Origin of the sequence: Massilia sp. CT11-108 (assembly GCF_047302915.1) — a bacterium.
Classification (GTDB): Bacteria; Pseudomonadota; Gammaproteobacteria; order Burkholderiales; family Burkholderiaceae_D; genus Telluria; species Telluria orientalis.
In genome coordinates, this window is the sequence record NZ_JBKYMO010000029.1 from 1 (window position 1) to 24,547 (window position 24,547).

Here is a 24,547-nt window from a genome sequence, read left to right on the forward strand (position 1 = left end):
CGTTGAGGCGCGTCAGTTCGGTGCCGCGTCCGACGGGGCCGGGATTGGCGCCGGCGAGGACGTCGAGGGCGTTTTCCTGCTGCGCGATCGCCCGCTCCAGCTGCGGCACGACGGCGGCCGTCGCGACCAGATGCTGCCTACTCTACGCCTGACGGCGTCGCTGGGTGCGTACGCGAACGATTTGCCGACGTTGCTGTCATCCCCGACAAGGTTGTGGAGCGTGGGCGGCAGCGTGCTGGCACCGCTGTTCGACGCGGGGCGGCTGCGCGCCCAGGCCGAGATCAGCGCCTCGCTGCGCGACCGCGCCGTGTTCGCGTACGAAGCGGCCGTGCGCAATGCGTTCGCCGACACGGAGAACGCGCTGACATCCGTGCAGCGCCTGCGCGAGCAGCTGGACGAGGCGGAGGCGCGCCGGGTGGCCACAAGCGAGGTGCTGAGGATCGCCCACAACCGCTACCGCAACGGCTATTCGTCGTACCTGGAAGAGCTGGACGCCCAGCGCAACGCCTTCGCCGCGGAGAACGCCGCGTTGCAGCTGCGCGCCGCCTGGCTGCAGGCCCACGTCGACCTGTACCGCGCGCTGGGCGGCGGCTGGCATCAATAACGACCATGGAGGAGCGCACATGATCAAGATCGGAATCATCGTCGGGAGCACCCGGCCGGGCCGCAAGGCGCTGGACGTGGCGCGCTGGGTGCTGGACATCGCGGGCATGCGCGCGGACGCCGTGTTCGAGTTGGTCGACATCCAGGATTTCAACCTGCCGCTGCTGGACGAGCCGGTGCCGCCATCGCTGGGGCAGTATTCTCAGCCGCACACCAGGGCCTGGGCCGCCGCCATCGCCGGCTTTGACGGCTACGTGTTCGTCACGCCCGAGTACAACCACGGCACGTCCGGCGCGCTGAAGAACGCCATCGATTTCCTGTACAAGGAGTGGAACAACAAGGCCGCGGGCTTCGTCGGCTACGGCAGCGCGGGCGGCGCGCGCGCCATCGAGAGCCTGCGCCTCGTGATGGGCGAGCTGATGGTGGCCGACGTGCGCGCGCAGGTGATGCTGTCGCTGCGCACCGACTTCGAGAATGGCACGACCTTCAATCCGGCCGGGCACCACGAGCAGTCCGTGGATGCCATGCTGGACCAGGTGGTGGCGTGGAGCCGGGCGCTCAGGACCGTGCGACCGGATGCGCCCGTCACCTCGGACGATGCGCCGCATACCGGCCAGCGCATGGGCAGCCAGTGACGGCCTGGCGGCGGCGTTACAATCGGCGTCCATGACCGCTTCATCCTCTTCCACAAGGCGCGCAACCTGCGCCGCCTGCCTGCGCGCGCAGAGCGCCTGCATCTGCCACTGGGTGCGGCCGCTGTCCAGCCGTGTCGACTTGCTGATCCTGCAACATCCGCTCGAGGTGCGCAACGCCAAGAACAGTGCGCGGCTGCTGCATCTCTGCTTGCCCGGCAGCCGCCTCGAAGTGGGCGAGACGTTCGCTGATCTGCAGGCGCTGCTGCACGCGGATGGGCGGGTGCCCGTGCTGCTGTATCCCGAAACGCCCGGCTTCGTGCCGCCCGTGCTCGCACCGGCGCCGCCGGAACGGCTGCGGCTCGTCGTGCTGGACGCCACCTGGCGCAAGAGCCGCAAGATGCTCCACGTTAATCCTGAGCTGCAACGCCTGCCCCGGTTGGCGCTGCATGACGTGCCCGCGTCGGCTTATCGGATCCGCAAGGCGCATGCGCCGCACCAGTTGTCGACACTGGAAGCGGCCGCGCTGGCACTTGGCCAAATGGAAAGCGACGCCGACGCGTACCGGCCTCTACTGCAGGCGTTTGACGGTTTTGTGCAACAACAAGCTGTTCTTTTTTGGTGCTTGAACCCATCCTGACATCGGCGTACTATACTGTATAAACATACAGTACTTAAGGAGCGCCGTGTGAATCGGGTCAACAAAGCAAACGCAAGTCGGGCGGTCAGCCAGGTGGTGTTGCCGTTCCCGCAAAAGTCCGCCGAGGTCGTGCCCATCCACGGGCCAATCAAAGGTCGTGGCGCCGTCACCAATCTTCAAGGCCGCTACGAAGTGAACGGCCGCGAGCGGTTCGACGACGGCTGGACCGTGCCTGGCGTAAAGGACGAGGCACCGGCGCCCCTCAAGACGACTGTCACTGACGAGATCGCCAAATCGATCCTCAGCCGCAACACGTCGCCGGATATCCCGTTCAGCGTGTCGCTGAACCCGTACCGGGGCTGCGAGCACGGCTGCATCTACTGCTTCGCGCGGCCGACGCACGCCTACCTGGGCCTGTCGCCGGGTCTCGATTTCGAGAGCCGTTTGTACGCCAAGGTGAACGCGGCCGACCTGCTGCGGCGCGAGCTGGCACGGCCGGGCTATGTCCCGGAAAACATTGCCATCGGCGTCAACACCGACGCGTACCAGCCTTGCGAACGCGAGCGCCGCCTCACGCGCGAGGTGCTGGAAGTGCTGGGCGAATGCAACCACCCGTATGGCCTGATCACGAAGTCGTCGCTGATCGAACGCGACATCGACCTGATCGCGCCGATGGCCGAGAAGGGCCTGGCCTGCGCCGCGATCACCCTGACGACGCTGGACGGCGAAATCTCGCGCACGCTCGAGCCCCGTGCGGCCGCGCCCGCCCGCCGCCTGCGCGCGATCCGGACGCTGACGGAAGCCGGCATCCCCGTCAGCGTGAGCGTCGCGCCGATCATCCCGTTCATCACGGAACCGGAAATCGAGCGCATCCTGGAAGCCGCGAAGGACGCCGGCGCCGTCGGCGCGCACTACACGGTGCTGCGCATGCCGTGGGAAGTGAACCCGCTGTTCCAGCAATGGCTGCACGCCCACTTCCCCGACCGCGCCCAGCGCGTGATGAACCGCATCCGCGACATGCGCGGCGGCAAGGACTACGACAGTGACTTCAGCAAACGCATGACGGGCGAAGGCATCTGGGCCGACCTGATTCGCCAGCGCTTCACGAAGGCCATCAAGCGTCTGGGCCTGGATGGCTATATGGGGCGCTTCCACAAGCTGGACGGCTCGCAGTTCAAGCGGCCGCTCGTGGTGCCGAAGACGATCGTCAAGCCGACCAGCGCGGCGGCGGCGCAGATGGATCTGTTTTAAACGTTCGCCGTCGTGTCCGACGGCGTCAGCGACAGCACGTGCGCTGCGACGGCGCGACCGTGCAGGTTGAGTCGGTTGCGCGCGAGACATTCATGCACGGCCCCGGCCTTGCGGGCAACGCCGAGGCTGGGCAGGTTGCCGTCCGCGACGACGATTTCGACCCGCGACTGGCCCAGGTGCTCGAACGCATGACGCGACAGCGCCCGGATGGCCGCCAGTGCCGCGCCCTCGCCCTGGGCCGAGGTACGCACCCAGTAGCCGAGGTTGCAGAAGCCGTGCAGGCGATTGAACTGGTTGAGGCCGGCCGCGCCGACGTAGTGCCGGCCGTCCGGCAGGAAAATGCCGAACTCGTGCGCGCTGCCATCGGCACGCGCGGCATCGCAGAACGCGATCCAGGCCAGCGCATCGGCATCGTCGTAGGCGGCATGGGCCCAGGGCATCCACGGTCCGAGGCTCGCCATCGATTCGCGGACGGCGGCTGCCATCGCCGGCGCATCGTCCGCGACGAGGGGGCGCAGCAGGAAACCGTCGGCGTGGATGGGCTGTATCATGTGAGCATGATAACCGGTCAGTTGTAGGGATGCAGGCTCTCGGCTACGATTGCGTTCTTGATATCGGCGGATCGGCAGGCGGAATATGGTGGAGCAAGGCGGCACGGTGCAGCGCATCGTCTTCGTGGGCGCGGAATCGACGGGCAAGTCGACGTTGTCCGAGCACCTGGCACGTGCCTACAACACGGTCGCGGTGCCCGAGATCGGCTGACACTGCTGCGCTGCGCCCACGAATGCCGCGCGCGCTATGCCTACGTTCGTCTGCGCGGACGACATCCCGTACGAGGAACAGGACGTGCGCGAGAACGAGGCGTGGCGCGGACGCATCCAGCGACTCGTGCTCAAGGATCTCGACGCCCGCCGCATCCCGTACACGGTTGTGCAGGGCAGCGTGGAAGAACGGGCGCGCCAGGTGCGCCGCGTGCTCGACCAAGCCGATTAAACGATCGTGCCCGGTAACTCGATGCCGTGCAGGCGCCGGAACAGCTTCAGCGCGAAGCCGTCCGTCATCCCGGAAATATAGTCGGTCGCCCCGAGCAGGCGCGCGTACAGCGTCGTGCCGCGGCTGAATTGCTGCGGGATGATTTGCGCGATCTTGCGGTCGGCCGCCGACCGGTCCGCTTCCGGCTTGACGAGCGCCGGCACGATCTTGCCCAGCAGCCCGCCGAGGATCTCGAAACCGGCCGCTTCGATCTGCAGCACGGACGGCGTCGCATAGATCCGCTCGCGCGACAGCGTGGCAATCGCCTTCAGCCCGGGAGCGAAGCGCGATGCACCGGCGAGGTCCTGCTCGAAACGGCCGTCCATGATCGCGTCGTAATGCTCGCGGAAGACCTCCAGCGCGGCGCCGATGAGATGGCCGATGGCTCGGGCGCGCAGGTATTCCACGCGGCCCGTGTCGTCGGCCAGTTGCCGGTAGGACGGGCTCGCGGCCGCGCCGCCCGGGAAGGCGAGGGGCCACAGCAATTGGCGCGCCTCGTCGAAGGACACGCGGCCCAGGCGGTGACCATCCTCCAGGTCGACGATGCCGTAGCAGATGTCGTCCGCGGCTTCCATCACGAAGGCGAGCGGATGGCGTGTCCAGGCGCCCGGGCCCTTGCGCACGAGGCCGACCCGGGTGGCGACCCGTTCGGCCGTTGCCGCGTCGTCCGCGAAGTAGCCGAATTTCTTTTCGCTGATCGTGTCCCTGGCCGACGGCAGGTCGGAGGCGCGCGGGTATTTCATGAACGCGGCGAGCACGGCATAGGTGAGCTGGAAGCCGCCATGGTCGACGGCATTCTGCAGACGCGTGACGAGGCGGAAGCCCTGGGCGTTGCCCTCGAAGCGCAGGAAATCCTGGCGTTCGCGCTCGTTGAGGTCGGTCAGCCAGCGTTCTTTGTGCTCGGCGAACCATGACTGGATCGCAGCTTCGCCCGAGTGGCCGAACGGCGGGTTGCCGATGTCGTGGGCGAGGCAGGCGGCCGCCACGATGCTGCCGAAGTCCTGCGGCGCCATCGACAACGCCGGTTCGCGCTCCTTGATGAATTCGCCGCACAGCATGCCCAGCGAACGGCCCACCGACGACACTTCGATGCTGTGCGTGAGGCGCGTGCGCACGTAATCGCTGTCCGATAGCGGGAACACCTGCGTCTTGTCCTGCAGGCGCCGGAACGCGCTCGAATACACGAGCCGGTCCCAGTCGCGCATATATTCGGTACGGCTGCCGCCGTCGCCCCGGTCATCCTCGCGGCCCAGGCGCATCGTCGACACCAGGCGGTCCCATTCCATCGGCATCTTGTCTCCAGAAATTGTTCGATGGTGCAGTGTAGCGCCGTCGCGCACAAAATGGTTGACATCATCAACTTCGTTATATATCTTACGATGTATCTTACGATATAGGGAAGCGATTATGCCGCACCATCATCCACATCATCACCACCATCATCACGACCACGAGCACGCGGGGTTCGCACCGCACCACCGGCATGGTCCCGGCGGTCCCGGCGGTCACCATGGCCGGGGCCGCGGTCCGGGCGGCTTCGGCTTTTCCGACGACGGCGGGCTGCCGCGCGGCCGCAAGCTGTCGTCGGACGATCTGCAATTGCTGCTCCTCGCCCTCATCGCCGAACAACCGAGCCATGGCTACGAGCTCATCCGGGCATTGGAAGCCCGCTCGGGCGGCTTCTACGTGCCGAGCCCCGGCATGATGTATCCGGCGCTCGCCGCGATGGAAGACCTGGGCTGGGTGACCATCGAGCTCGAAGGCACGCGCAAGCGCTACGCCCTGTCGGACGACGGCCGCGCCCATCTGGACGCGAACCGCGAACACGTCGACATGCTGCTCGCCCGGCTGCAGGAGGCCGCGCGCAAGATGGAATTGATGCGCAGCGCGCTCGCCGAAGGGGACGAGGGGCCGGGCGGACGCGGTGCGTTCAGTGCCGAGTTGCACGACGCGCGCCACGCACTCAAGCGGGCACTGGCCTCGCGGGCGGGCGCATCCGCCGAGGAGCAGCAGCGCATCGCCGCCATCCTGATGCGCGCGGCGGCCGAGATCGAGCAGGGCGGCGCAGCCGGCTGAAGCTCAGCCCGCGAGTGCACCGGGCAGCCGCCGGGGCGTGCCGCGACGCATTCGCAGCCCCGGACGCTCGACCGCCACGTACAGCAGCGCCGCCATGGCCAGCGACGCCCCGTTGTACAGGACGAACGCGGCGAACGGTGCGTTCGCCGCCAGATCGCCCACCACGCCGTCTAGCCACGCGTACACCTGGCGATGCGTCAGGTACAGGCTGAACGCGAGCAGGGCGACCATGCGGACGCCCGGCAGCGCCCGGCATCCGAGCGGCGTACGAGGACTCAGCGCACCGAGCAGTAGGCAGGCACAGCCGAGGGCGACGAGCGGATAGAGAAAAACGGCACCGCCACGGGCAAGCACATCGACCCGCGTGGCTGCAACAAGCAGCGCCAGGCCCGCGCCGAGCAGCACCCATCCGTGCGCCAGCACGCGCGTCCACCAGGCTGGACGGAACGCGCGCAAGGCAGCCAGCAGGACGCCGGCCAGCAACCCGTCGATCCGCGTCCACGTCGGGCTGTAGATCCTGCCGACATAGCCCGCGACCGCGCGCGCTGCGTCTGCGCCCGGCGCGAGATGCGGCGCGATCGCATGCCGCCATTCCCAGTCGCGCAACAGCATGCCGGCACCGAATAGCAGGGCGGCGCCGGCGCCTGTCGCGAGCACGCCCGGCATCCGTCCGCGGCGCGCCAGCAGCCATCCGGCCAGTGGAAACAGCAGGTAGAAATGCTCCTCGACGCACAGCGACCAGGCGTGTGAATACGCCCGCTGCGTGAGGTGGTCGGGAAGGACGTTCATGGTGAAGGTGAGGAATTGCCAGACGGGCGGCATCGCCTCGGCCTCGCGCCATGCCGGCAGCGCGAGATACAGTGCCAGCACCGCGAGGTAGGCCGGCAGGATGCGCCACGCCCGGCTGACGACGAAGCCCGCCCAGTCCGGCGTGCGGCCGGCCGCCAGGTCGCGCAGTACGGGCCACCCGATCAGGTAGCCGCTGAGCACGAAGAACAGGTCGACACCCATCCAGCCATGCTGCCCGGGGCCTGTGACGTCGATGCCGTGGCTGGACAGGTGGTACAGCATGACGACGCCGATGGCGATGGCGCGCAGCAGGTCGAGGCCGGGCGCGCGGGGCGACGGCGAGCGCGACGTCGGAATGGGTGATGGATGCATGGCGCGCAAGTCTACCTGAGCGCAAGGCGTCAAGACTCGGCAATCATCACGGCGTCGTCGGCGAGTGCGTTGGCGGTCGCGACCAGCCTGTCGTATGCTGGCGCCGATTCCATTTCTCCTGTTCACATCATGTCTCGCGATACGATCGTCGACACCAGCAAACTACTGAGCTACGTGCTGCGCCATCGCCCGGACAGCATCGGCCTTCAGCTCGATGCCAACGGCTGGGCCGATGTAGACGCGCTGCTGCAGCGTCTGGCCGAACATGGCAGGCCGGTCGCGCGCGAACTGCTCGATCGCGTCGTCGCGAACAACGACAAGCAGCGTTTCGCGTTCGATGCCACCCGTACCCGCATCCGCGCCAGCCAGGGGCACTCGATCCAGGTCGACCTGGCCCTGCAGCCGGCGCAGCCGCCGGACGTGCTGTACCACGGCACGGCGAGCCGCTTCCTGAAGTCGATCCTCGCGTCGGGCCTGCGTGCCGGCAACCGCCAGCACGTGCACCTGTCGGGCGACGTCGGCACCGCCCGCCGCGTCGGTGCACGCTACGGCTTTCCCGTCATCCTGCGCGTCGACACGGCCCGCATGCGCGTGGATGGCGCCGTGTTCTACCGCTCGGACAACGGCGTCTGGCTGACTGGTCCCGTGGCGCCGCGCTACCTGCGCGTGCTGGACGGGAACGGCCGCGGCGGCGATTGACGAGCGGCTCAGCGCTCGTTGGTCGCCGCAGCCAGCAGTTCGGCCGTGTCGTCCGCCCCCATCCTGCGCGCCGCGTCGAGGATCGCATTGCCGTCCGCGTCCAGGCGGAACGGGTCGGCGCCGCGCGCCAGCAGCAGGCGGACGATATCCCCGCGGTTGAACATCGCGGCGAACATCAGCGCCGTCTTGCCGTTCGGGCCCGCGTGGTCGACCGCCGCGCCGTGGTCCAGCAGCAGGGTCGCGATCGCCAGGTCCCCCTTGAAGGCGGCGCCGGCCAGCGGGGTCTGGCCGGCGTCGTTCATGATTTCCGGATCGGCGCCGTGCTCCAGCAGTACCCGCGCCGCGTCCGCATGGCCGTGGTAGCAGGCCAGCATCAAGAGACTGTCGCCGCGTTCGTTGCGCAGGTTGGGCGGCAGGCCCTGGCCCAGCAGCGTCGCCAGTTCGGCGGCCTCACCGGTGCGCGCGAAGTGGAAGACCTTGCGCACGAAGGCCAGCGTGTCTTCGTCGAGTTCGCTGGCCGATGGCGGATGAGGCGGTGGTTGCATCATGGTCTCCTGTGCTTGAAAGCTCGACAGGATTAGAACATAAAGCTGCCGGGCGCACCGCGGCGCCGGGTTCGCGCGATATCAAATCCGGCGTTGGAACTCTTCCAGGTGCCGTTCGATCTCAAACACATGCGGGTCGGGCTTGCCGAGTGCGCGCAGGGCCTTGGCCAGTTCCAGCAGGTATTCGCTGTTCGGTCCGCTCGGGCCGCGCGCGGTGGCGATCTGTAGCGCAATGTCGCGCTCACTCGCCGGACCGAGGTACGCGGCGTTCTCGTGCGTGGCGATGTAGACGAGGCCTTCGGTGGCGCTCCCATCCTCGAAGCGGATGTCGGTCGCCAGGCGCAGGTAGCCGTTCTTTTCGCGGTAGTCGAGGTGTGCGAATTCCTCGGGCGTGACGAGGTAGGCCATGCCGTGGCACGTCGCGTCCGGGTCCGGCACCAGGGTCACGACCCGGCCCGGCGCAGTCTCGGTGCCGCGGTGGTCGTGCGAGCCTTGCCAGAAGCGCCGCGTCCATCCCGTGATGCTGGCGGGGCGCCGCTCGATGTAGGGGAAGTCGGCCTTGAAGATGAGGGAGCCGTAGCCGAACAGCCAGACACTGGCGTGGTTGTCGAACCTGTCCATGCGCTGATTGATCGCGATGGTGTTATGGGACATCGATGAAAGGAGGTTGCGTGGAGGAAGCTGCATTCTAGCGCGGCCGTTCGGCGGCGTCAGGCGCGTGGCCGCAATGCGCCCGCGGGATTGTCGGCCGCGCCGACCCAGTCGAACAGGAACGCGATGAAGGCGGCCGCGGCCGGCGACAGCGACCGCTGTTCGCGTGTGTAGACAAAGAAGCGGCGCGTCAGCACGGGCGCGTCGAGCGGCAGCATGCGCAGGCCGTGCAGGCGCACGAGCGGGGCGGCGTAAGGCATGCAGACGGTGACGCCCAGGCCGGATGCCACCATGGCCAGCGCGGTGGTCATGTACGTGACTTCGTGGGCCGGCCGCAGCGTCAGGTCGCGCAGCGTATCCGCGCCGCCGGCCTTGGCGTCGGCGGCGCCGGTGGTCATGTTCGCCAGCAGCCGCTCCGTGAACTGGCCGCGCAAGGTGATCAGCGGATGCGCGGCCAGGTCGCTCCAGCCGAGCCGGCGGCGCTTCGCCAGCGCATGATCGGGCGGCAGCACCGCTTCGAACGGCATCTCCATCAGCTCGCGTGCTTCCAGTTGCGGGGCGCCGTCGCGTTCCGGGCCGATGCCGAAGTCCGTCTCGCCGGACAGCACGCGCGTCGTGACGGCCTCGACCGGCGAATCGGACAGGCTGATGCGGATGTCCGGGTAGCGCGTGCGCCACGCGGCGATCACCTGCGGGAGCAGGGTGCAGGCCATCAATTGAGGCACGGCCACGCGCACGATGCCCTTCCTGAGCTGCGCCTGGTCCGCAATGTTCGCAAGCGCACGGTCGAGATCGTCGATCATCTGGCTGAATAGGGGGTACAGCTCGTTCCCCGTTTCGGTCAAGGCGATACGCCGTGTGCTGCGGTCGACGACGCGGACGCCGAGCGTCTGTTCCAGCTCTTTGATCAAACCGGACAAGGCCGACTGTGTTACGTGCATGTACTGCGCGGCAAGCGTAAAGTTACCGGTCTTTGCCAGGGCAACGAGGGCGCGCATCTGGCGCAGGGTAGGATTCATCAGAAAATCCGATAAATAGAGCGGAAAATATTGTTTGTATGATAGTCCGTTTTAATTTTTAATGGCGGAAACACTTAATCGTTGAAGGAAACGCCATGAAACTCGCTACCCTGAAGTCGGGCGGGCGCGACGGCACGCTCGTCGTCGTCAGCCGGGACCTGGTCACCTGCCAGGCGGTGCCCAGGATCGCCCGCACCCTGCAGCAGGCGCTGGACGACTGGGACCACGTCGCGCCGAAGCTGCGCCAGGTCTATGAGCAACTGAATGCCGGCACGGCCGCCGGGGCGGAATCCTTCATCGAGGAAGAGTGCGCGTCGCCGCTGCCGCGCGCCTACCAGTGGGCCGACGGCTCCGCCTACATCAACCACGTGGAACTCGTGCGCAAGGCGCGCGGCGCGCAGGTGCCGCCGTCGTTCTATACGGATCCGCTGATGTACCAGGGCGGCTCGGATTCCTTCGTCGGCCCGTGCGACCCGATCGCCGTGCTGTCCGAGGAGTGGGGCGTCGACCTGGAAGCGGAAGTGGCGGTCGTGACGGGCGATGTGCCGATGGGCGCTACCGTGGAGCAGGCAGCCCGGGCCATCCGCCTCGTCATGCTGGTCAACGACGTCTCCCTGCGCAACCTGATTCCGAAGGAGCTGGAAAAGGGCTTCGGCTTCTTCCAGTCCAAGCCGGCCAGCGCGTTCTCCCCGGTGGCCGTGACACCGGACGAACTCGGCGATGCCTGGCGCGACAGCAAGCTGCACCTCCCGCTGCTGGTGACGTTGAACGATCAGCCGTTCGGCCGTCCCAACGCGGGCGACGACATGACGTTCAGCTTCGCGCAACTGGTCGCGCACGCCGCGAAGACGCGCGAACTGGCAGCCGGTTCCATCATCGGCTCGGGCACGGTGTCGAACAAGCAGGGCAGCCTGCATGGATCGAGCATCGCCAACGGCGGCGTGGGGTATTGCTGCCTGGCGGAGCTGCGTATGTACGAGACGATCGAACAGGGCGCGCCGGCCACGCCTTTCCTGCGCTTCGGCGATACTGTCCGTATCGAGATGCTCGATGCCGACGGCGCCAGCGTGTTCGGCGCCATCGACCAGGAGGTAGCACACTATCACGGGAGGAAGGAATGAAGCTCTATACCTATTTCCGCAGTTCGGCCGCATACCGGGTGCGTATCGCGCTCAACCTGAAGGGGCTGAAGTACGACGCGGTTCCGGTGCACCTTTTGCGTGGCGGCGGCGAGCAGCTGCAAGAGAACTACGTCAAGATGAATCCCAGCGGTCTCGTCCCCACCTTCCAGGACGACTACATCACGCTGACGCAGTCGATGGCCATCCTCGAATACCTCGAGGACGAATACCCGCAGGTGCCGCTGCTGCCGAAGGATGCTTCCGGCCGCGCGCGCGTGCGCGAGCTCGCGCAGATTATTGCCTGCGACATCCATCCTGTGAACAATCTCCGCGTGCTCCGCTACCTCGTCGAGGACCTCGGCCTGTCGGAAGAGATCAAGACGCAGTGGTACCGCCACTGGCTCGTGGGCGGCCTCGACGTGCTGGAGAAGCACCTGGCGCGCGACCCGAGCGCGGGCCCGCTGTGTCACGGCTACCTGCCGACGATTGCCGACTGCTTCCTCGTGCCGCAGGTGTTCAATGCGCAGCGCCACGGCATCGACGTTGCCGTCTATCCGAACATCGCGCGCATCAACGCGGCGTGCATCGAACTGCCCGCCTTCGTGGCGGCGCATCCGTCCAACCAGCCGGACGCCGAGTAAAGCGAACCGGCTGATCGAAGACGCGGCGCTGCTCAATGCCGCGTCTGCGAGCCGCGCGTCGAGCGGTCCGGCTCGGCCGGCGTGGAAATCTCTTCCAGCGTGTGGTCGATGCCGGCCGAATGCTTGGCCGCCATGTCGCCAAGGGAAACGATGCCGATCACTTCCTGCGACTGCTCGTCGACGACGGGCACGCGGCGGATCTGCACGTCGCCCATCTGGCCCAGCACCTCGTCCACTGTCTGGTTCGGCGCGCAGGTGCGCACGTCGGTGCTCATCACGTCGCCCACGCGTGTCCGATCCGGGGCCTGGCCGGCCGCCGTCGAGCGGACCGTGATGTCGCGGTCGGTGATCATGCCGACGAGCTTTTGGCCATCGAGCACGGGGATCGACCCCACGTTCAATTCATCCATCATCTGCGCGGCGCGCTGCACGGTTTCCTGTGGCGAAATGCTTTGCACGTCGCGGGTCATCACATCCTGAATGGTCTGCATTTGAACTCCTCCTGATGTTCACACGGCGATGCATGATGCACGCTTTCGCGAAGATCGGACGCTACGTTGACTCGCGGAACAGTCCGTGAATACAGGCCTTGTGCGAAGCCGGCTCGGCTACAATCTGCGGCTCTTTGACTCGCAATGACACCATGCCTATTCCCGCGCCCATCCTCGAAGCCTTGCAGCGCGCCGACGCCTCCTGGCGCCCCCATCTGATCACCGGTCTCGACGCGATGATGCGCGCGACGCCGGATTACCTGCCGGACCTCGCCAACGATCAATACCTGCCGACCGGCGGCCGCCTCTTCGCGGCGTTCGCACTGCCGTTGCCCAACGTGCGCTACGTGCTCGTGGGGGAGGGGCCGTATCCGCGCGAGGAGAGCGCGACCGGCGTGTGCTTCATGGATGGTGCGGTCGGACCATTGTGGTCGGAGACGGGCCTGTCGAAGCCCGTCAACCGCGCGACGTCGCTGCGCAACTTCATGAAGATGCTGCTCGTGGCCGAGGGCCGCCTGAGCGAGGACGACACGGGCGGCGCGGCATTGGCCCCGGTCGCGAAGGCGGCGCAAACGGATGGCTCGATCCAGACCCTGGCCGAGCTGCAGGACAACCTGCTCGGCCACGGGTTCCTGTTATTGAATGCGGCCCTCGTGTTCCGCAAGCACGTGCCGCCGGTCCAGGAAGCGCGTGCGTGGGTACCGTTCCAGCGCGCCGTGTTCGCCGCACTGGCGGAACGGGCCGACAAGCCGACGCTGGTCCTGTGGGGCAAGATCGCGGAGCAATTGAACAAGGTGCCGGAGACGGCCGGCCTCCCGCAGATCCACGCCGAGCACCCGTACAACCTGTCGTTCATCCGCCACGAAGGCATGCAGACACTGTTCGGCCCGATGCATTTGCTGCACCGCCGTTAAATTCGGGGTCAGAGCACATTTTTGCGCAATTGATCCAATGCCATTCGACTGGATGAGGGCAGGAGGGGCGGCCACGATTTCGAAGCAGCTACCATGTCGTCGGCTGACCGAAGCGCCAATGCCCGGCGCGAATCTTGGCGGAAAGACATTGCCAAAAAAAGGGCTCTGACCCCGAATTGTCGATGCGTTTGCTGCACCGCGGCTAAAAAAGAGGGGGCCAAGCAAAGGCTGGCGAAATACGCTATACTTGACTAAATCGATCAACTAATCAGGTTTTTCTCAACGTCCCGCAGGACAGATGAAAACGTGACGGGTTGAAGAGAAGCAAGATTTTAACACTGTCTGGAAAACAACCGGGGTTCTGATGCGTCTGACCACCAAAGGCCGTTTTGCTGTTACCGCGATGATCGACCTCGCCCTGCGCCAGGGCAATGGTCCGGTCACGCTGTCGGGCATCAGCCAGCGCCAGGCTATTTCGCTGTCGTACCTGGAGCAATTGTTCGGCAAGCTGCGCCGCCACGAGATCGTCGAGTCGGTGCGCGGCCCGGGCGGCGGCTACAGCCTCGCGCGCAGCGCCGACAAGGTCACTGTCGCCGACATCATCATCGCCGTCGACGAGCCGATCGATGCGACCCAGTGCGGCGGCAAGGAAAACTGTCATGGCGCCGATGCCGCCAGCGGCACGCGCTGCATGACCCACGAACTGTGGGCCACGCTGAATGCGAAGATGGTCGATTTCCTTGACTCGGTGACCTTGCAGGATCTCGTCGACCAGCAGAAGCAGAAAGAACAGAACGTCGTGGTGATGCACCGCCACGCGCCGTCGGACAATACTGAAGCTAAGCATATTGGAGTGAACTGATGAACGCGCCCTTGGACAAAAAAATCGAGCAGAGCTTCGTGACTGCGCCGCATTTCCCGATCTACATGGATTACTCGGCCACGACGCCGATCGATCCGCGCGTGGCGGACAAGATGATTCCGTACCTGCGCGAGCAGTTCGGCAACCCGGCGTCGCGCAGCCACGCTTACGGCTGGAGCGCCGAGGCGGCCGTCGAGGAGGCGCGCGCGCAAGTCGCGGCGCTCGTCGGCGCCGATCCGCGCGAGATCATCTGGACCTCGGGCGCGACCGAATCGAACAACCTCGCGATCAAGGGCGCGGCGCAGTTCTACAAGTCGAAGGGCAAGCACATCATCACGGTCAAGACCGAGCACAAGGCCGTGCTGGATACCGTGCGCGAACTGGAACGCCAGGGCTTCGAGGCGACTTACCTGGAACCGCAGGACAATGGCCTGATCACGCTGGAGCAGCTGGAAGCGGCGATGCGTCCGGACACGATCCTCGTCTCCGTCATGCTCGTGAATAACGAGATCGGCGTGGTCCAGCCGATCAGGGAAATCGGCGAGCTGTGCCGCAAGAAGGGCATCATCTTCCACAGCGACGCGGCGCAGGCCACCGGCAAGGTCGAGATCAACCTGGAAGAGCTGAAGGTCGACCTGATGAGTTTCAGCGCGCACAAGACCTACGGTCCGAAGGGCATCGGCGCGCTGTACGTGCGCCGCAAGCCGCGCGTGCGCCTGGAAGCGCAGATGCACGGCGGCGGCCACGAGCGCGGCCTGCGTTCGGGCACGCTGGCACCGCACCAGATCGTCGGCATGGGCGAGGCCTTCCGCATCGCCAAGGAAGAGATGGATACCGAGCTCGCGCGCATCAAGGCGCTGCGCGACCGCCTGGCCAAGGGCCTGCTGGAGATCGAAGAGGTCTACATCAACGGCGACATGGAACACCGCGTCCCGCACAACCTGAACGTCTCCTTCAACTTCGTCGAAGGCGAATCGCTGATCATGGCCGTCAAGGACATCGCCGTGTCGTCGGGTTCGGCCTGCACCTCGGCGTCGCTGGAACCGTCGTACGTGCTGCGCGCCCTGGGCCGCAGCGATGAACTGGCGCACAGCTCGATCCGCTTCACGATCGGCCGCTTCACGACCGAGGAAGACATCGACTTCGCCATCAAGCTGCTGAAGGAAAAAGTCGGCAAGCTGCGCGAACTGTCGCCGCTGTGGGAAATGCACAAGGATGGCATTGACCTGAACTCGATCCAGTGGGCAGCCCACTAATTCAACGAACAGAACACCAAGGAGCACTACCATGGCATATTCCGACAAGGTCCTGGACCACTACGAAAACCCGCGCAACGTCGGCTCGTTCGACAAGAATTCCGACGACGTCGGCACCGGCATGGTCGGCGCACCGGCCTGCGGCGACGTGATGAAGCTGCAGATCAAGGTGAACGAAGCCGGCGTGATCGAAGACGCGAAATTCAAGACGTACGGCTGCGGCTCGGCGATCGCATCGAGCTCGCTCGTGACCGAGTGGGTGAAAGGCAAGTCGCTGGACGAGGCACTGTCCATCAAGAACACGCAGATCGCCGAGGAACTGGCGCTGCCGCCGGTGAAGATCCACTGCTCGATCCTGGCCGAAGACGCCATCAAGGCGGCTGTCGCCGACTACAAGACCAAGCACGCGACCGAAAAAGCGTAACGTCGTAACCCCAAGCTGGAGAGTGAAATGGCTGTGACCCTGACCGAAAAAGCCGCAAAGCACATCAACCGTTACCTCGAACGCCGGGGCAAGGGCGTGGGCCTGCGTTTCGGCGTGCGCACGACCGGCTGCTCCGGCCTGGCCTACAAGCTGGAATACGTCGACGAAGCCAGCCCCGAAGACGCCGTCTTCGAATCGCACGGCGTGAAGGTCTTCGTCGATCCGAAGAGCCTGGCGTATATCGACGGCACCGAGCTCGATTTCGCCCGCGAAGGCCTGAACGAAGGCTTCCGCTTCAACAACCCGAACGTCAAGGACAATTGCGGTTGCGGCGAAAGCTTCCGCGTCTGACCGGGAGCGCCGGAACGTGCAAAACCATTTCGAGCTGTTCCAGCTGCCGGCCAGGTTCGACGTCGACATGGACGCGCTGGACGCGGCTTACCGCGAGGTCCAGGGCCGCGTCCATCCGGACCGTTTCGTGAACGCGAGCGACGCGGAAAAACGCGTCGCGATGCAATGGGCGACGCGCGCCAACGAGGCCTATCAAACGCTGAAGAGTCCCATGTTGCGCGCGCGCTACCTGTGCGAGCTGAATGGCGTCGACCTGCAGACCGAGTCGAACACCGCGATGCCGATGGACTTCCTGATGGAGCAGATGGAGCTGCGCGAAGCGCTGTCCGACGCGCGCGACGCGAAGGATGCCGGCGCGCTCGACGAGCTCGATGCGCGCATCCGCGGCGAGCGCAAGCAGCGCCTGGCGCAGGTCGGCAAGCTGCTCGACGCCGGGGACTACCCGCAGGCGGCGCAGGGCGTGCGGGCGCTGATGTTCCTCGACAAGTTCGGCGACGAATTGCATTACGCGTTCGAGGCATTAGAGTCGTAGCGCGGCACGCCGTGCCCACGCGCGTAGGGTGCCCACCCAACGCGCCGCGAACGTATCCAATAATAAAACCAGGTAACACGACCATGGCACTACTGCAGATCTCCGAACCCGGCATGTCGACCGCGCCGCACCAGCACCGGCTGGCGGTGGGCATCGACCTGGGCACCACCAATTCCCTCGTCGCGACCGTGCGTCATTCGATCCCGGAAGTGCTGACCGACGAGGACGGCCGCTCGCTGCTGCCGTCGATCGTGCGCTACCTCCCGAACGGCCACGCCAACATCGGCTACAAGGCCATGGCGGCCCGCACCACCGATCCGAAGAACACCATCGTCTCCGTCAAGCGCTTCATGGGCCGCGGCCTGAAGGATATCGCCCACGTCGAGAACCTGCCCTACGATTTCGTCGATGGTGGCCGCGAAGGCGGTCACGGGATGGTCCAGGTGAAAACCGTCGCGGGCGTGAAGTCGCCGGTGGAGGTCTCCGCGCAGATCCTGGCCACGTTGCGCCAGACCGCGGAAGATGCGCTGGGCGATGAACTCGTCGGCGCCGTCATCACCGTCCCCGCGTACTTCGACGACGCGCAGCGCCAGGCGACGAAGGATGCGGCCCAGCTGGCCGGCCTGAACGTGCTGCGCCTGCTGTCCGAGCCGACGGCCGCCGCCATCGCGTATGGCCTCGACCACGGCAAGGAAGGCGTGTTCGCCGTGTACGACCTGGGCGGCGGCACGTTCGACATCTCGATCCTCAAGCTGTCGAAAGGCGTGTTCGAAGTGCTGTCCACGGGCGGCGATTCCGCGCTCGGCGGCGACGACTTCGACCAGCGCCTGTTCTGCTACATCACCCAGCAGGCCGGCCTCGCGCCGCTGTCGGAAGTCGACACCGCCACGCTGATGGTCAAGGCGCGCCAGGCCAAGGAACTGCTGTCGACGAACGAAGAGACCACCGTCGAGGCGATCCTGAAATCGGGCGAGGTCGTGCAGGTGACGATCACCGCGAAGACCTTCGCCGAGATCACGCAGCCGCTCGTCGCGAAGACGATGAACGCCGTGCGCAAGGCGATGCGCGATGCGAACGTGTCCGTGGAAGACGTCGATGGCGTCGTGCTCGTCGGCGGCGCCACGCGCATGCCGCACATCCGCCGCGCCGTCGGCGACTTCTTTAAAACGATCCCGCACGCGAACATCGACCCGGACAAGGTCGTCGCGCTGGGCGCCGCCATCCAGGCGAACCTCCTCGCGGGCAACCGCGCGGCCGGCGACGACTGGCTGCTGCTGGACGTGATCCCGCTGTCGCTGGGCATCGAGACGATGGGCGGCCTGGTCGAGAAGATCATCCCGCGCAACTCCACGATCCCGTGCGCCCGTGCGCAGGAATTCACGACGTTCAAGGATGGCCAGACGGCCCTGGCCGTGCACGTGGTGCAGGGCGAGCGCGAGCTCGTGTCCGACTGCCGTTCGCTGGCGCGCTTCGAACTGCGCGGCATCCCGCCGATGGCGGCCGGCGCGGCGCGCATCCGCGTCACGTACCAGGTCGATGCGGACGGGTTGCTGTCCGTGGCGGCGCGCGAGATGCGCTCCGGCGTGGAAGCGTCGATCACCGTGAAGCCGTCGTACGGCCTCGGCGACGACGAGGTCGCGCGCATGCTGCAGGATTCGTACAACTCGGCGCAAGTGGACATGGTCGCGCGCGCGCTGCGCGAGGAACAGGTCGAGGCCGAGCGCATCCTGCTGGCCACGCAATCCGCGCTCGACACCGACGTCGAACTGCTGAACGCCGAAGAGCAGGACACGATCGCGCAACTGATGCAGGGCGTGCGCGACGCGGCGGCGCGCTCGAACGATACGTCCATCGACGCGGACTCGCGTCAGAACGTACTGCACGACGCGGTGCAGGCGCTGGCGCGCGGCACCGAGGAATTCGCCGCGCGGCGCATGGACAAGAGCGTGCGCAAGGTGTTGGCAGGAAAAGCGCTCGATCAGGTTTAAACTCGAACGGTAAAACAACGTCGTTCCCGCGGAGGCGGGAACCCAAGCTGAGCATCAGGAATCGCAACGTGTGCGGTATCGCGGGTGCACCGACTTCGGAAACTCAACTTGGATCCCCGCCTGCGCGGGGATGACGGTTTTAGGGGTGCGGACCGAGATCGGCACCCCAGAACAAACAAACACAAGAGGTCAAGAAGTGCCACAAATCGTCATCCTCCCCCATCCCGTCTTCTGCCCCGAAGGCGCCGTGCTCGAAGGCCAGAGCGGCAAGTCGATCTGCGACACGCTGCTCGAGCACGACATCGAGATCGAACACGCCTGCGACCGCGTGTGCGCATGCACCACGTGCCACGTGATCGTGCGCGAAGGCTTCGATTCGCTGAACGAGCAGGAGGAAAAGGAAGAGGACATGCTCGACAAGGCCTGGGGCCTCGAGCCGAACTCGCGCCTGTCCTGCCAGGCCATCATCGCCGACGAAGACCTCGTCGTCGAGATCCCGAAGTACACGATCAACCACGCAGCCGAGAACCACTGATCACGACGGGGGACACATGAAGTGGACCGATGTCACGGCCATCGCCGAGGCCTTGTACGAACAGCACCCGGACGTCGATCCGGCCACCGTGCGCTTCGTCGACCTGCATAACTGGGTCGTCGCGCTGGACGGCTTCGACGACGACCGCACGCGCGGCGGCGAGCGCGTATTGGAAGCCATACAGGCAGCCTGGATAGATGAAGCCCGCTAAAAAAGAAGCCCCCACGATTTACCAACAAGCCCCGGAAATCAAGCCGGGGCAGTCGATCGAACTGCTGAAGGAACTGCATATCCTCACGCGCGACGGCAAGCTGAACCAGGACAGCCGCCGCAAACTGAAGCAGGTCTACCACCTCGTCCAGTTCATCGAGCCCTTGCTGAAGGATGTCGGGGAAAGTGCGACCGTGGTCGACCACGGCGCCGGCAAGTCCTACCTCGGCTTCATCCTGTACGACCTGTTCTTCAAGGGCAGGGAGAACGGCGGCCATATCTACGGCATCGAGACGCGCGAGGAACTCGTGCAGAAGTCGACCGAGCTGGCGGCGCGCCTGGGCTTCCCGGGCATGTCGTTCCTGAACCTGTCCGTCGCGGAGTCCACCGGGTCCGACAAGCTGCCGGCCACGATCGACGTGGTGACGGCGCTCCACGCCTGCAACACGGCGACGGACGACGCCATCGATTTCGCACTGAAGAAGCACGCGAAGCACATCGTGCTGGTGCCGTGCTGCCAGGCCGAAGTCGCATCCGTGCTGCGCAAGAATAAAGGCAAGGACCTGGGCCGCAGCGCGCTGACGGAAATCTGGCGCCACCCGATCCACACGCGCGAATTCGGCAGCCAGATCACGAACGTGCTGCGCTGCCTGCAGCTGGAGGCGCACGGCTACCAGGTCACCGTCACGGAACTGGTGGGCTGGGAACACTCGATGAAGAACGAGCTGATCGTCGCCACCTATAAAAACCTGCCGCGCCGCCGGCCGGCCGAGCGCCTGCAGCAGGTGCTGGCCGAAGTCGGCCTCGAGGAACTCTCTTCGCGTTTCTATACCGGACCAACGACAAGCGAGTCAACGACAAGCGAGCCAACGACATGAGCGACCACCACGACCGCTGGATCGACCTGCGCAGCGACACCGTCACCCAACCGTCCGCCGCGATGCGCGCCGCGATGGCCGATGCGGCCGTCGGCGACGACGTCTACGCCGACGACCCCACCGTCAACCGCCTGCAGGACTTCGCGGCCGAACTGTTCGGTTTCGAAGCCGGCCTGTTCGCGCCGAGCGGCACGCAAACGAACCTCATCGCGCTGATGACGCATTGCGGCCGCGGCGACGAATACCTCGTCGGCCAGGAAGCCCACACGTACAAGTACGAAGGCGGCGGCGCCGCGGTGCTGGGTTCGATCCAGCCGCAGCCGATCGCCAACCAGCCGGACGGTTCGATCGCAATCTCCGACATCGCCGCGTACATCAAGCCGGACGACATGCACTTCGCGCGCACCCGCGTGCTGGCGCTGGAAAACACGATCGGAGGCCGCGTGCTGCCGCGCGACTACGTGAAGGCGGCGACGGATCTCGCGCATGCGAAGGGCCTGGTCACGCACCTGGACGGCGCCCGCGTCTGCAACGCCGCAGTCAAGCAGGGCATCTCGCTGCGGGAGGCGGCGGCCGGTTTCGACACCGTGTCCGTGTGCCTGTCGAAGGGTCTCGGCGCGCCGGTCGGCTCCGTGCTGCTCGGACCCAGGGCGTTCATCGAGCAGGGCAAGCGCTGGCGCAAGATGCTGGGCGGCGGCATGCGCCAGGCCGGCGTCATCGCGGCCGCGGCGCATTACGCGCTGGAGCACAATGTCGAGCGCCTCGCCGAGGACCATCAACATGCGGCCGACCTGTCCGCCGGCCTCGCGCGCATCGAGCAGCTCACGGTGACGGCGCCGCAGACGAACATTTTCTACGTCGAGATCCCACAAGCCGCGTGCGCGCAGCTGGCAGAGGCGTTGAGCCGCCAGGGCATCCGCGCCTCGATCGGCCCGCATACGCGCCTCGTGACGCACCTGGACGTGACGGCCGTGGATGTGAAGACGACCATCGCCGCGTTCGAAGCGTTCTTCCGCGACTGGAAAGCACAATGAGTGACGAAGGAATCCGCCTCGCCAAGCGCGTGGCCGAAACGGTGCCGTGCTCGCGCGGCGAAGCCGAACGTTATATCGCAGGCGGCTGGGTGACGGTCGACGGGGACGTCGTCGAAGATCCCGCGACGCGCGTTACCTCGGCGCAGACGGTGGCGCTGCTGCCGGGCGCCGAACCCGTCGAACCGGCGCCGGTGACGATCCTGCTGCACAAGCCGGCCGGCGTCGATGCGGCCGGGGCTCTCGCGCTGATCGCGCCCGAGACGCTGGCCGCAATGCCCAACGCACCGGGTTTGCGTTATCTGCGCCGGCATCTGTCGCGGCTGACGATCGTCACGCCGCTGGAACCGGAAGCGAGCGGCCTGCTCGTGTTGAGCCAGGATTGGCGCGTGACGCGCAAGCTGGTCGAGGACGGCGCGCGCGTCGAACAGGAGTATGTGGCCGAAGTGACGGGCGCCATCGCCGACGATGGTCTCGCCCGGCTGAACGCGAGCATGCGCGTGCAGGGCCGGGCGACCGTGCCGCTGAAGGCGAGCTGGCAAAGCGAGGCGCGGCTGCGCCTGGCCGGCAAGGACGTTCGGCCCGGGCAGGTCGAAGCGATGTGCGCCGAGGTCGGCTTGACCGTCAAGTCGCTGCGCCGGCTGCGCATCGGGCGCGTGGCGCTGGGCCAGCTGCCGGTTGGGCGCTGGCGGTATCTGCACGAGGCCGAACGGTTCTGACTTGCCGGAAAGGCAACCCCTCCTGTACACTGCGTCGCGCGCGCCTGGCGCTACAGAGAGGATCAATGGATGAAGTTCGGTAAGCTGCTTCTGCCCGTGCTGTCGCTATGGACGGGCGTCGTCCTGGCCGCGGGCGTCGATCCGCTGACGGTCGACATCGACGCGCGCGACGCGCTGCGTTTCGCGAGTCTCATGCAGGATGGCGCCGTGCCGACGGCCGATGCGTTGCAGCGCGGTTATCTGGATGGGGCTGGGCCCGGCGTCAAGGTCTTCACGCCGGCGCCGCGGATCATCGACGCGCAGCGCCTGGCAAAGACGGTCGCCGCGCATCCCGACAGCTACCGCTACGCGATCCGCGAATGCCTGCCGCAGCTGCCGGCCCTGCGCAGCGACCTGCGCGCGATCTATCTCGCGTTTGCGGGCCTGGTGCCGGAACGCCCGCTGCCCGCCATCGACGTCGTCTTCGGCGCCCGCACGTCGGGCGGCACGGCCAGCGGCGACAGGCAGGTGCTCGGCCTCGAAGTAATCTGTGCGCCCGGGACGACGCCCGAGCAGTTCCGCACCGCGATGCGCGGCTTCTTTGCGCACGAAACGGTCCACACCTGGCAGGACGGCGACACACCGGCGAAACTGGCCGATTTCCTTCTGGGCCAGGCCTTGACGGAGGGCGTCGCCGACTATCTCGCGACGCTCGTCACGGGCGCGATTCCCCATCAGGACCGCGACGCCTGGGCACGTCCGCAGGAAGCCTGGCTGTGGCAGGAATTCCAGCGCGACCGCGAAGCGATCCGGGGCGGTGGCGATGTCAACAGGCTGGTCGCGAGTCCCCACTTCCGCCGCTGGTTCGCGAACTGCGGTTCCGCGCCCGAGGGCTGGCCGTGCGAAGCCGGCTACTGGGTCGGCATGCGCATCGCCGAAGCATACGTGGCGCGCGCGTCCGACAAGCGCGCCGCGATCCGTGAACTCATCGAATTGCGCGATCCCGGCGCGATCCTCAAGGCCAGCGGCTACGGCAGGTAAGCCGTTCAGGCGACGAATCCGCCATCGATCGTCAACGACGCCCCGTTGACATACCCCGCCTCGTTCCCGACGAGGTAAGCCACCAGCCCCGCGATCTCGGCATCCTGCCCCATCCTCCCCACCGGGATCTGCGCGCGCAGGTAGGCGCGCACGGATTCGTCCGTGACGATCTCCGTCTCCGTCGGCCCCGGCTGCACATTGTTCACGGTGATGCCGCGCGGACCGAGGTCGCGCGCGAGCCCGCGCGTGAGGCCGGCCACGGCCGCCTTGCTCATCGCGTACAACGCCACGCCCGGGCTGCCCGCGCGGTCCGCCACCATGCTGCCGATGTTGACGATGCGGCCGCCATCCCGCATATGCGGCGCGGCCGCCTGCGTGGCGACGAACAGGGCGCGCACGTTGACGGCGGCGATGCGGTCGTAGTCTTCCAGCGTGGTCTCGGCGAGGTCCTTGTGGATGAGGATGCCCGCGCTGTTGACGAGGATGTCGATGCGGCCGAACTGTGCCGCGACGCCCGCGATGGCCTGCCGCAGCGCCTGTGCGTCGGCGCTGTCCGCGCGCAGGGGCAGGGCGTGGCCGCCGGCGGCGTCGATGCTTGCTGCCAGTTCCAATGCGCGGTCGTGCGCGCTGACGTAGGTGAACGCGACGGTGGCGCCGTTGGCCGCGAGGCGGCGGACGATGGCGGCGCCGATGCCGCGCGAGCCGCCCGTGACGAATGCGATCTTGCCGGTGAGGGAGGTCATGGCGATCCTTTCTTGACTGATTGGTCCAAAATGGAGAATCGATTATACTTCCATTCTGGACTGACTAGTCAAGATTAAAAAACATGGCGAGAACGAAGGTATTCGATCCGGCCGCAGCGCTCGATGCGGCGGTGCGGGTGTTCTGGGAGCAGGGGTACGAGGCGACGTCCACGGACGACCTGGTGCGCGCGATGGGCATCGGCCGCCAGAGCATGTACGACACGTTCGGCGACAAGAAGCAGCTCTATCTGGCCGCGCTCACGCATTACACGGACACGGGTGGCGCGGCGCTGAAGCACCGTCTTGCGGCGGGGCGGTCGCCGTTGGGCGCATTGGAAGCGTTCCTGCGCGAGATCGCCGGCGCGGATGCGGCCCTGCGCGCGCGCGGCTGCCTCAGCGTCAATGCCATCGCCGAATTCGGGCAGGCCGACGCCGACGTGCAGGCGCTCGTCGAGCGCTCGCAGCGGGTGACGGAAGACATCTTCGCGGAGGTGCTGACGCGCGCGCGCCAGGCGGGCGAAC

32 protein-coding genes are annotated in these 24,547 nt (G+C 66.5%); 24 read left to right on the plus strand and 8 right to left on the minus strand.

Features of this window, described 5'->3' with window-relative positions; translation table 11 throughout:
- From ACEN88_RS04980 to ACEN88_RS04995, 4 genes are all read left to right on the plus strand, one after another.
- Positions 1–604, plus strand: a 604-nt coding sequence (locus ACEN88_RS04980; RefSeq protein ID WP_413337682.1) for a TolC family protein, incomplete at its 5' end; no start/stop codon positions are given.
- Between the two features lie 19 nt (positions 605–623).
- Positions 624–1,238: an NADPH-dependent FMN reductase gene (locus tag ACEN88_RS04985; RefSeq protein ID WP_413337683.1), complete on the plus strand. Its 615-nt coding sequence runs from the start codon at positions 624–626 to the stop codon at positions 1,236–1,238.
- Positions 1,239–1,269: 31 nt separating this feature from the next.
- On the plus strand, positions 1,270–1,875 hold the full coding sequence (locus ACEN88_RS04990) for a tRNA-uridine aminocarboxypropyltransferase (RefSeq protein ID WP_413337684.1): 606 nt from the start codon (positions 1,270–1,272) through the stop codon (positions 1,873–1,875).
- Between the two features lie 99 nt (positions 1,876–1,974).
- Positions 1,975–3,126 carry a PA0069 family radical SAM protein gene (locus ACEN88_RS04995; protein ID WP_413337709.1) on the plus strand — a complete coding sequence of 384 codons (1,152 nt, stop codon included), beginning with the start codon at positions 1,975–1,977 and terminating at the stop codon, positions 3,124–3,126.
- On the opposite strand, the gene ACEN88_RS05000 is transcribed toward ACEN88_RS04995, so the two are convergent.
- Positions 3,123–3,677 (minus strand): GNAT family N-acetyltransferase, encoded by a 555-nt coding sequence (locus ACEN88_RS05000; RefSeq protein ID WP_413337685.1) that lies wholly within the window; start codon positions 3,675–3,677, stop codon positions 3,123–3,125. The two genes, ACEN88_RS04995 and ACEN88_RS05000, sit on opposite strands and share 4 nt — an antisense overlap.
- Before the next feature lie 85 nt (positions 3,678–3,762).
- Between ACEN88_RS05000 and ACEN88_RS05005 the strand changes: the two genes are divergently transcribed.
- Together ACEN88_RS05005 and ACEN88_RS05010 are read left to right on the plus strand one after the other, a co-directional pair.
- Complete coding sequence (locus ACEN88_RS05005; RefSeq protein WP_413337686.1) at positions 3,763–3,888, plus strand: AAA family ATPase; 126 nt, start codon at positions 3,763–3,765, stop codon at positions 3,886–3,888.
- A 36-nt stretch (positions 3,889–3,924) separates the two neighbouring features.
- The gene (locus ACEN88_RS05010; protein WP_413337687.1) at positions 3,925–4,119 is read left to right on the plus strand and encodes a hypothetical protein; all 195 of its coding nucleotides are present in this window, start codon (positions 3,925–3,927) and stop codon (positions 4,117–4,119) included.
- Here the strand turns inward: ACEN88_RS05010 and ACEN88_RS05015 are convergent.
- Entirely contained in the window at positions 4,116–5,450 is a 1,335-nt protein-coding gene (locus ACEN88_RS05015) for a deoxyguanosinetriphosphate triphosphohydrolase (RefSeq protein WP_413337688.1), read from the minus strand. The genes ACEN88_RS05010 and ACEN88_RS05015 overlap by 4 nt on opposite strands.
- A gap of 115 nt (positions 5,451–5,565) precedes the next feature.
- Here ACEN88_RS05015 and ACEN88_RS05020 point away from each other — a divergent pair, with 115 nt between their 5' ends.
- Complete coding sequence (locus ACEN88_RS05020) at positions 5,566–6,234, plus strand: PadR family transcriptional regulator (RefSeq protein WP_413337689.1); 669 nt, start codon at positions 5,566–5,568, stop codon at positions 6,232–6,234.
- Positions 6,235–6,237: 3 nt separating this feature from the next.
- On the opposite strand, the gene ACEN88_RS05025 is transcribed toward ACEN88_RS05020, so the two are convergent.
- Positions 6,238–7,395 (minus strand): acyltransferase family protein, encoded by a 1,158-nt coding sequence (locus ACEN88_RS05025; protein WP_413337690.1) that lies wholly within the window; start codon positions 7,393–7,395, stop codon positions 6,238–6,240.
- A 129-nt stretch (positions 7,396–7,524) separates the two neighbouring features.
- On the opposite strand from ACEN88_RS05025, the gene ACEN88_RS05030 reads away from it, so the two are divergent.
- Positions 7,525–8,094: an RNA 2'-phosphotransferase gene (locus tag ACEN88_RS05030; RefSeq protein ID WP_413337692.1), complete on the plus strand. Its 570-nt coding sequence runs from the start codon at positions 7,525–7,527 to the stop codon at positions 8,092–8,094.
- Positions 8,095–8,102: 8 nt separating this feature from the next.
- On the opposite strand, the gene ACEN88_RS05035 is transcribed toward ACEN88_RS05030, so the two are convergent.
- The 3 genes from ACEN88_RS05035 to ACEN88_RS05045 all read right to left on the minus strand — a co-directional run bounded on the left by ACEN88_RS05035 (position 8,103) and on the right by ACEN88_RS05045 (position 10,309).
- Positions 8,103–8,642 (minus strand): ankyrin repeat domain-containing protein, encoded by a 540-nt coding sequence (locus ACEN88_RS05035; RefSeq protein ID WP_413337693.1) that lies wholly within the window; start codon positions 8,640–8,642, stop codon positions 8,103–8,105.
- A gap of 78 nt (positions 8,643–8,720) precedes the next feature.
- On the minus strand, positions 8,721–9,293 hold the full coding sequence (locus ACEN88_RS05040) for a gamma-glutamylcyclotransferase (RefSeq protein WP_413337694.1): 573 nt from the start codon (positions 9,291–9,293) through the stop codon (positions 8,721–8,723).
- Between the two features lie 56 nt (positions 9,294–9,349).
- Positions 9,350–10,309, minus strand: coding sequence for a LysR family transcriptional regulator (locus ACEN88_RS05045; RefSeq protein ID WP_413337695.1), 960 nt, complete (start codon positions 10,307–10,309; stop codon positions 9,350–9,352).
- A 95-nt stretch (positions 10,310–10,404) separates the two neighbouring features.
- Here ACEN88_RS05045 and ACEN88_RS05050 point away from each other — a divergent pair, with 95 nt between their 5' ends.
- Both ACEN88_RS05050 and maiA read left to right on the plus strand, forming a co-directional pair.
- Positions 10,405–11,430, plus strand: coding sequence for a fumarylacetoacetate hydrolase family protein (locus ACEN88_RS05050; protein ID WP_413337696.1), 1,026 nt, complete (start codon positions 10,405–10,407; stop codon positions 11,428–11,430).
- The gene (gene maiA, locus ACEN88_RS05055) at positions 11,427–12,071 is read left to right on the plus strand and encodes a maleylacetoacetate isomerase (RefSeq protein ID WP_413337697.1); all 645 of its coding nucleotides are present in this window, start codon (positions 11,427–11,429) and stop codon (positions 12,069–12,071) included. The genes ACEN88_RS05050 and maiA overlap by 4 nt, the downstream gene beginning before the upstream one ends.
- 32 nt (positions 12,072–12,103) lie before the next feature.
- On the opposite strand, the gene ACEN88_RS05060 is transcribed toward maiA, so the two are convergent.
- Positions 12,104–12,562: a CBS domain-containing protein gene (locus ACEN88_RS05060; RefSeq protein WP_413337698.1), complete on the minus strand. Its 459-nt coding sequence runs from the start codon at positions 12,560–12,562 to the stop codon at positions 12,104–12,106.
- 152 nt (positions 12,563–12,714) lie between these two features.
- On the opposite strand from ACEN88_RS05060, the gene ACEN88_RS05065 reads away from it, so the two are divergent.
- From ACEN88_RS05065 to ACEN88_RS05125, 13 genes are all read left to right on the plus strand, one after another.
- Positions 12,715–13,476, plus strand: coding sequence for a uracil-DNA glycosylase (locus ACEN88_RS05065; protein WP_413337699.1), 762 nt, complete (start codon positions 12,715–12,717; stop codon positions 13,474–13,476).
- Between the two features lie 364 nt (positions 13,477–13,840).
- Positions 13,841–14,338, plus strand: coding sequence for a Fe-S cluster assembly transcriptional regulator IscR (gene iscR, locus ACEN88_RS05070; RefSeq protein ID WP_056136955.1), 498 nt, complete (start codon positions 13,841–13,843; stop codon positions 14,336–14,338).
- On the plus strand, positions 14,338–15,594 hold the full coding sequence (locus ACEN88_RS05075) for an IscS subfamily cysteine desulfurase (protein ID WP_413337700.1): 1,257 nt from the start codon (positions 14,338–14,340) through the stop codon (positions 15,592–15,594). Before iscR ends, ACEN88_RS05075 begins: the two co-directional genes overlap by 1 nt.
- Positions 15,595–15,625: 31 nt before the next feature.
- Positions 15,626–16,018, plus strand: coding sequence for a Fe-S cluster assembly scaffold IscU (iscU, locus tag ACEN88_RS05080; protein WP_025511909.1), 393 nt, complete (start codon positions 15,626–15,628; stop codon positions 16,016–16,018).
- Positions 16,019–16,045: 27 nt separating this feature from the next.
- The gene (gene iscA, locus ACEN88_RS05085) at positions 16,046–16,369 is read left to right on the plus strand and encodes an iron-sulfur cluster assembly protein IscA (protein ID WP_025511908.1); all 324 of its coding nucleotides are present in this window, start codon (positions 16,046–16,048) and stop codon (positions 16,367–16,369) included.
- Between the two features lie 16 nt (positions 16,370–16,385).
- Entirely contained in the window at positions 16,386–16,901 is a 516-nt protein-coding gene (gene hscB, locus ACEN88_RS05090; RefSeq protein ID WP_036230761.1) for a Fe-S protein assembly co-chaperone HscB, read from the plus strand.
- A gap of 83 nt (positions 16,902–16,984) precedes the next feature.
- The gene (gene hscA / locus ACEN88_RS05095; protein ID WP_413337701.1) at positions 16,985–18,889 is read left to right on the plus strand and encodes a Fe-S protein assembly chaperone HscA; all 1,905 of its coding nucleotides are present in this window, start codon (positions 16,985–16,987) and stop codon (positions 18,887–18,889) included.
- 196 nt (positions 18,890–19,085) lie between these two features.
- Positions 19,086–19,424 (plus strand): ISC system 2Fe-2S type ferredoxin, encoded by a 339-nt coding sequence (fdx, locus tag ACEN88_RS05100; RefSeq protein ID WP_413337702.1) that lies wholly within the window; start codon positions 19,086–19,088, stop codon positions 19,422–19,424.
- 16 nt (positions 19,425–19,440) lie between these two features.
- Positions 19,441–19,635, plus strand: a complete 195-nt coding sequence (gene iscX / locus ACEN88_RS05105) for a Fe-S cluster assembly protein IscX (RefSeq protein WP_036230754.1) — start codon at positions 19,441–19,443, stop codon at positions 19,633–19,635.
- Positions 19,622–20,512, plus strand: coding sequence for a class I SAM-dependent methyltransferase (locus ACEN88_RS05110; RefSeq protein ID WP_413337703.1), 891 nt, complete (start codon positions 19,622–19,624; stop codon positions 20,510–20,512). Before iscX ends, ACEN88_RS05110 begins: the two co-directional genes overlap by 14 nt.
- A complete protein-coding gene (gene ltaE, locus ACEN88_RS05115) occupies positions 20,509–21,546 on the plus strand; it encodes a low-specificity L-threonine aldolase (protein WP_413337704.1) in 1,038 nt (345 codons plus the stop codon). The genes ACEN88_RS05110 and ltaE overlap by 4 nt, the downstream gene beginning before the upstream one ends.
- On the plus strand, positions 21,543–22,262 hold the full coding sequence (locus ACEN88_RS05120) for an RNA pseudouridine synthase (protein WP_413337705.1): 720 nt from the start codon (positions 21,543–21,545) through the stop codon (positions 22,260–22,262). The genes ltaE and ACEN88_RS05120 overlap by 4 nt, the downstream gene beginning before the upstream one ends.
- A gap of 69 nt (positions 22,263–22,331) precedes the next feature.
- Positions 22,332–23,282, plus strand: coding sequence for a hypothetical protein (locus tag ACEN88_RS05125; RefSeq protein ID WP_413337706.1), 951 nt, complete (start codon positions 22,332–22,334; stop codon positions 23,280–23,282).
- Between the two features lie 5 nt (positions 23,283–23,287).
- On the opposite strand, the gene ACEN88_RS05130 is transcribed toward ACEN88_RS05125, so the two are convergent.
- Positions 23,288–24,025, minus strand: coding sequence for a 3-oxoacyl-ACP reductase family protein (locus ACEN88_RS05130; protein WP_413337707.1), 738 nt, complete (start codon positions 24,023–24,025; stop codon positions 23,288–23,290).
- An 83-nt stretch (positions 24,026–24,108) separates the two neighbouring features.
- On the opposite strand from ACEN88_RS05130, the gene ACEN88_RS05135 reads away from it, so the two are divergent.
- A partial coding sequence (locus tag ACEN88_RS05135; RefSeq protein ID WP_413337708.1) for a TetR/AcrR family transcriptional regulator occupies positions 24,109–24,547 on the plus strand: 439 nt, incomplete at its 3' end.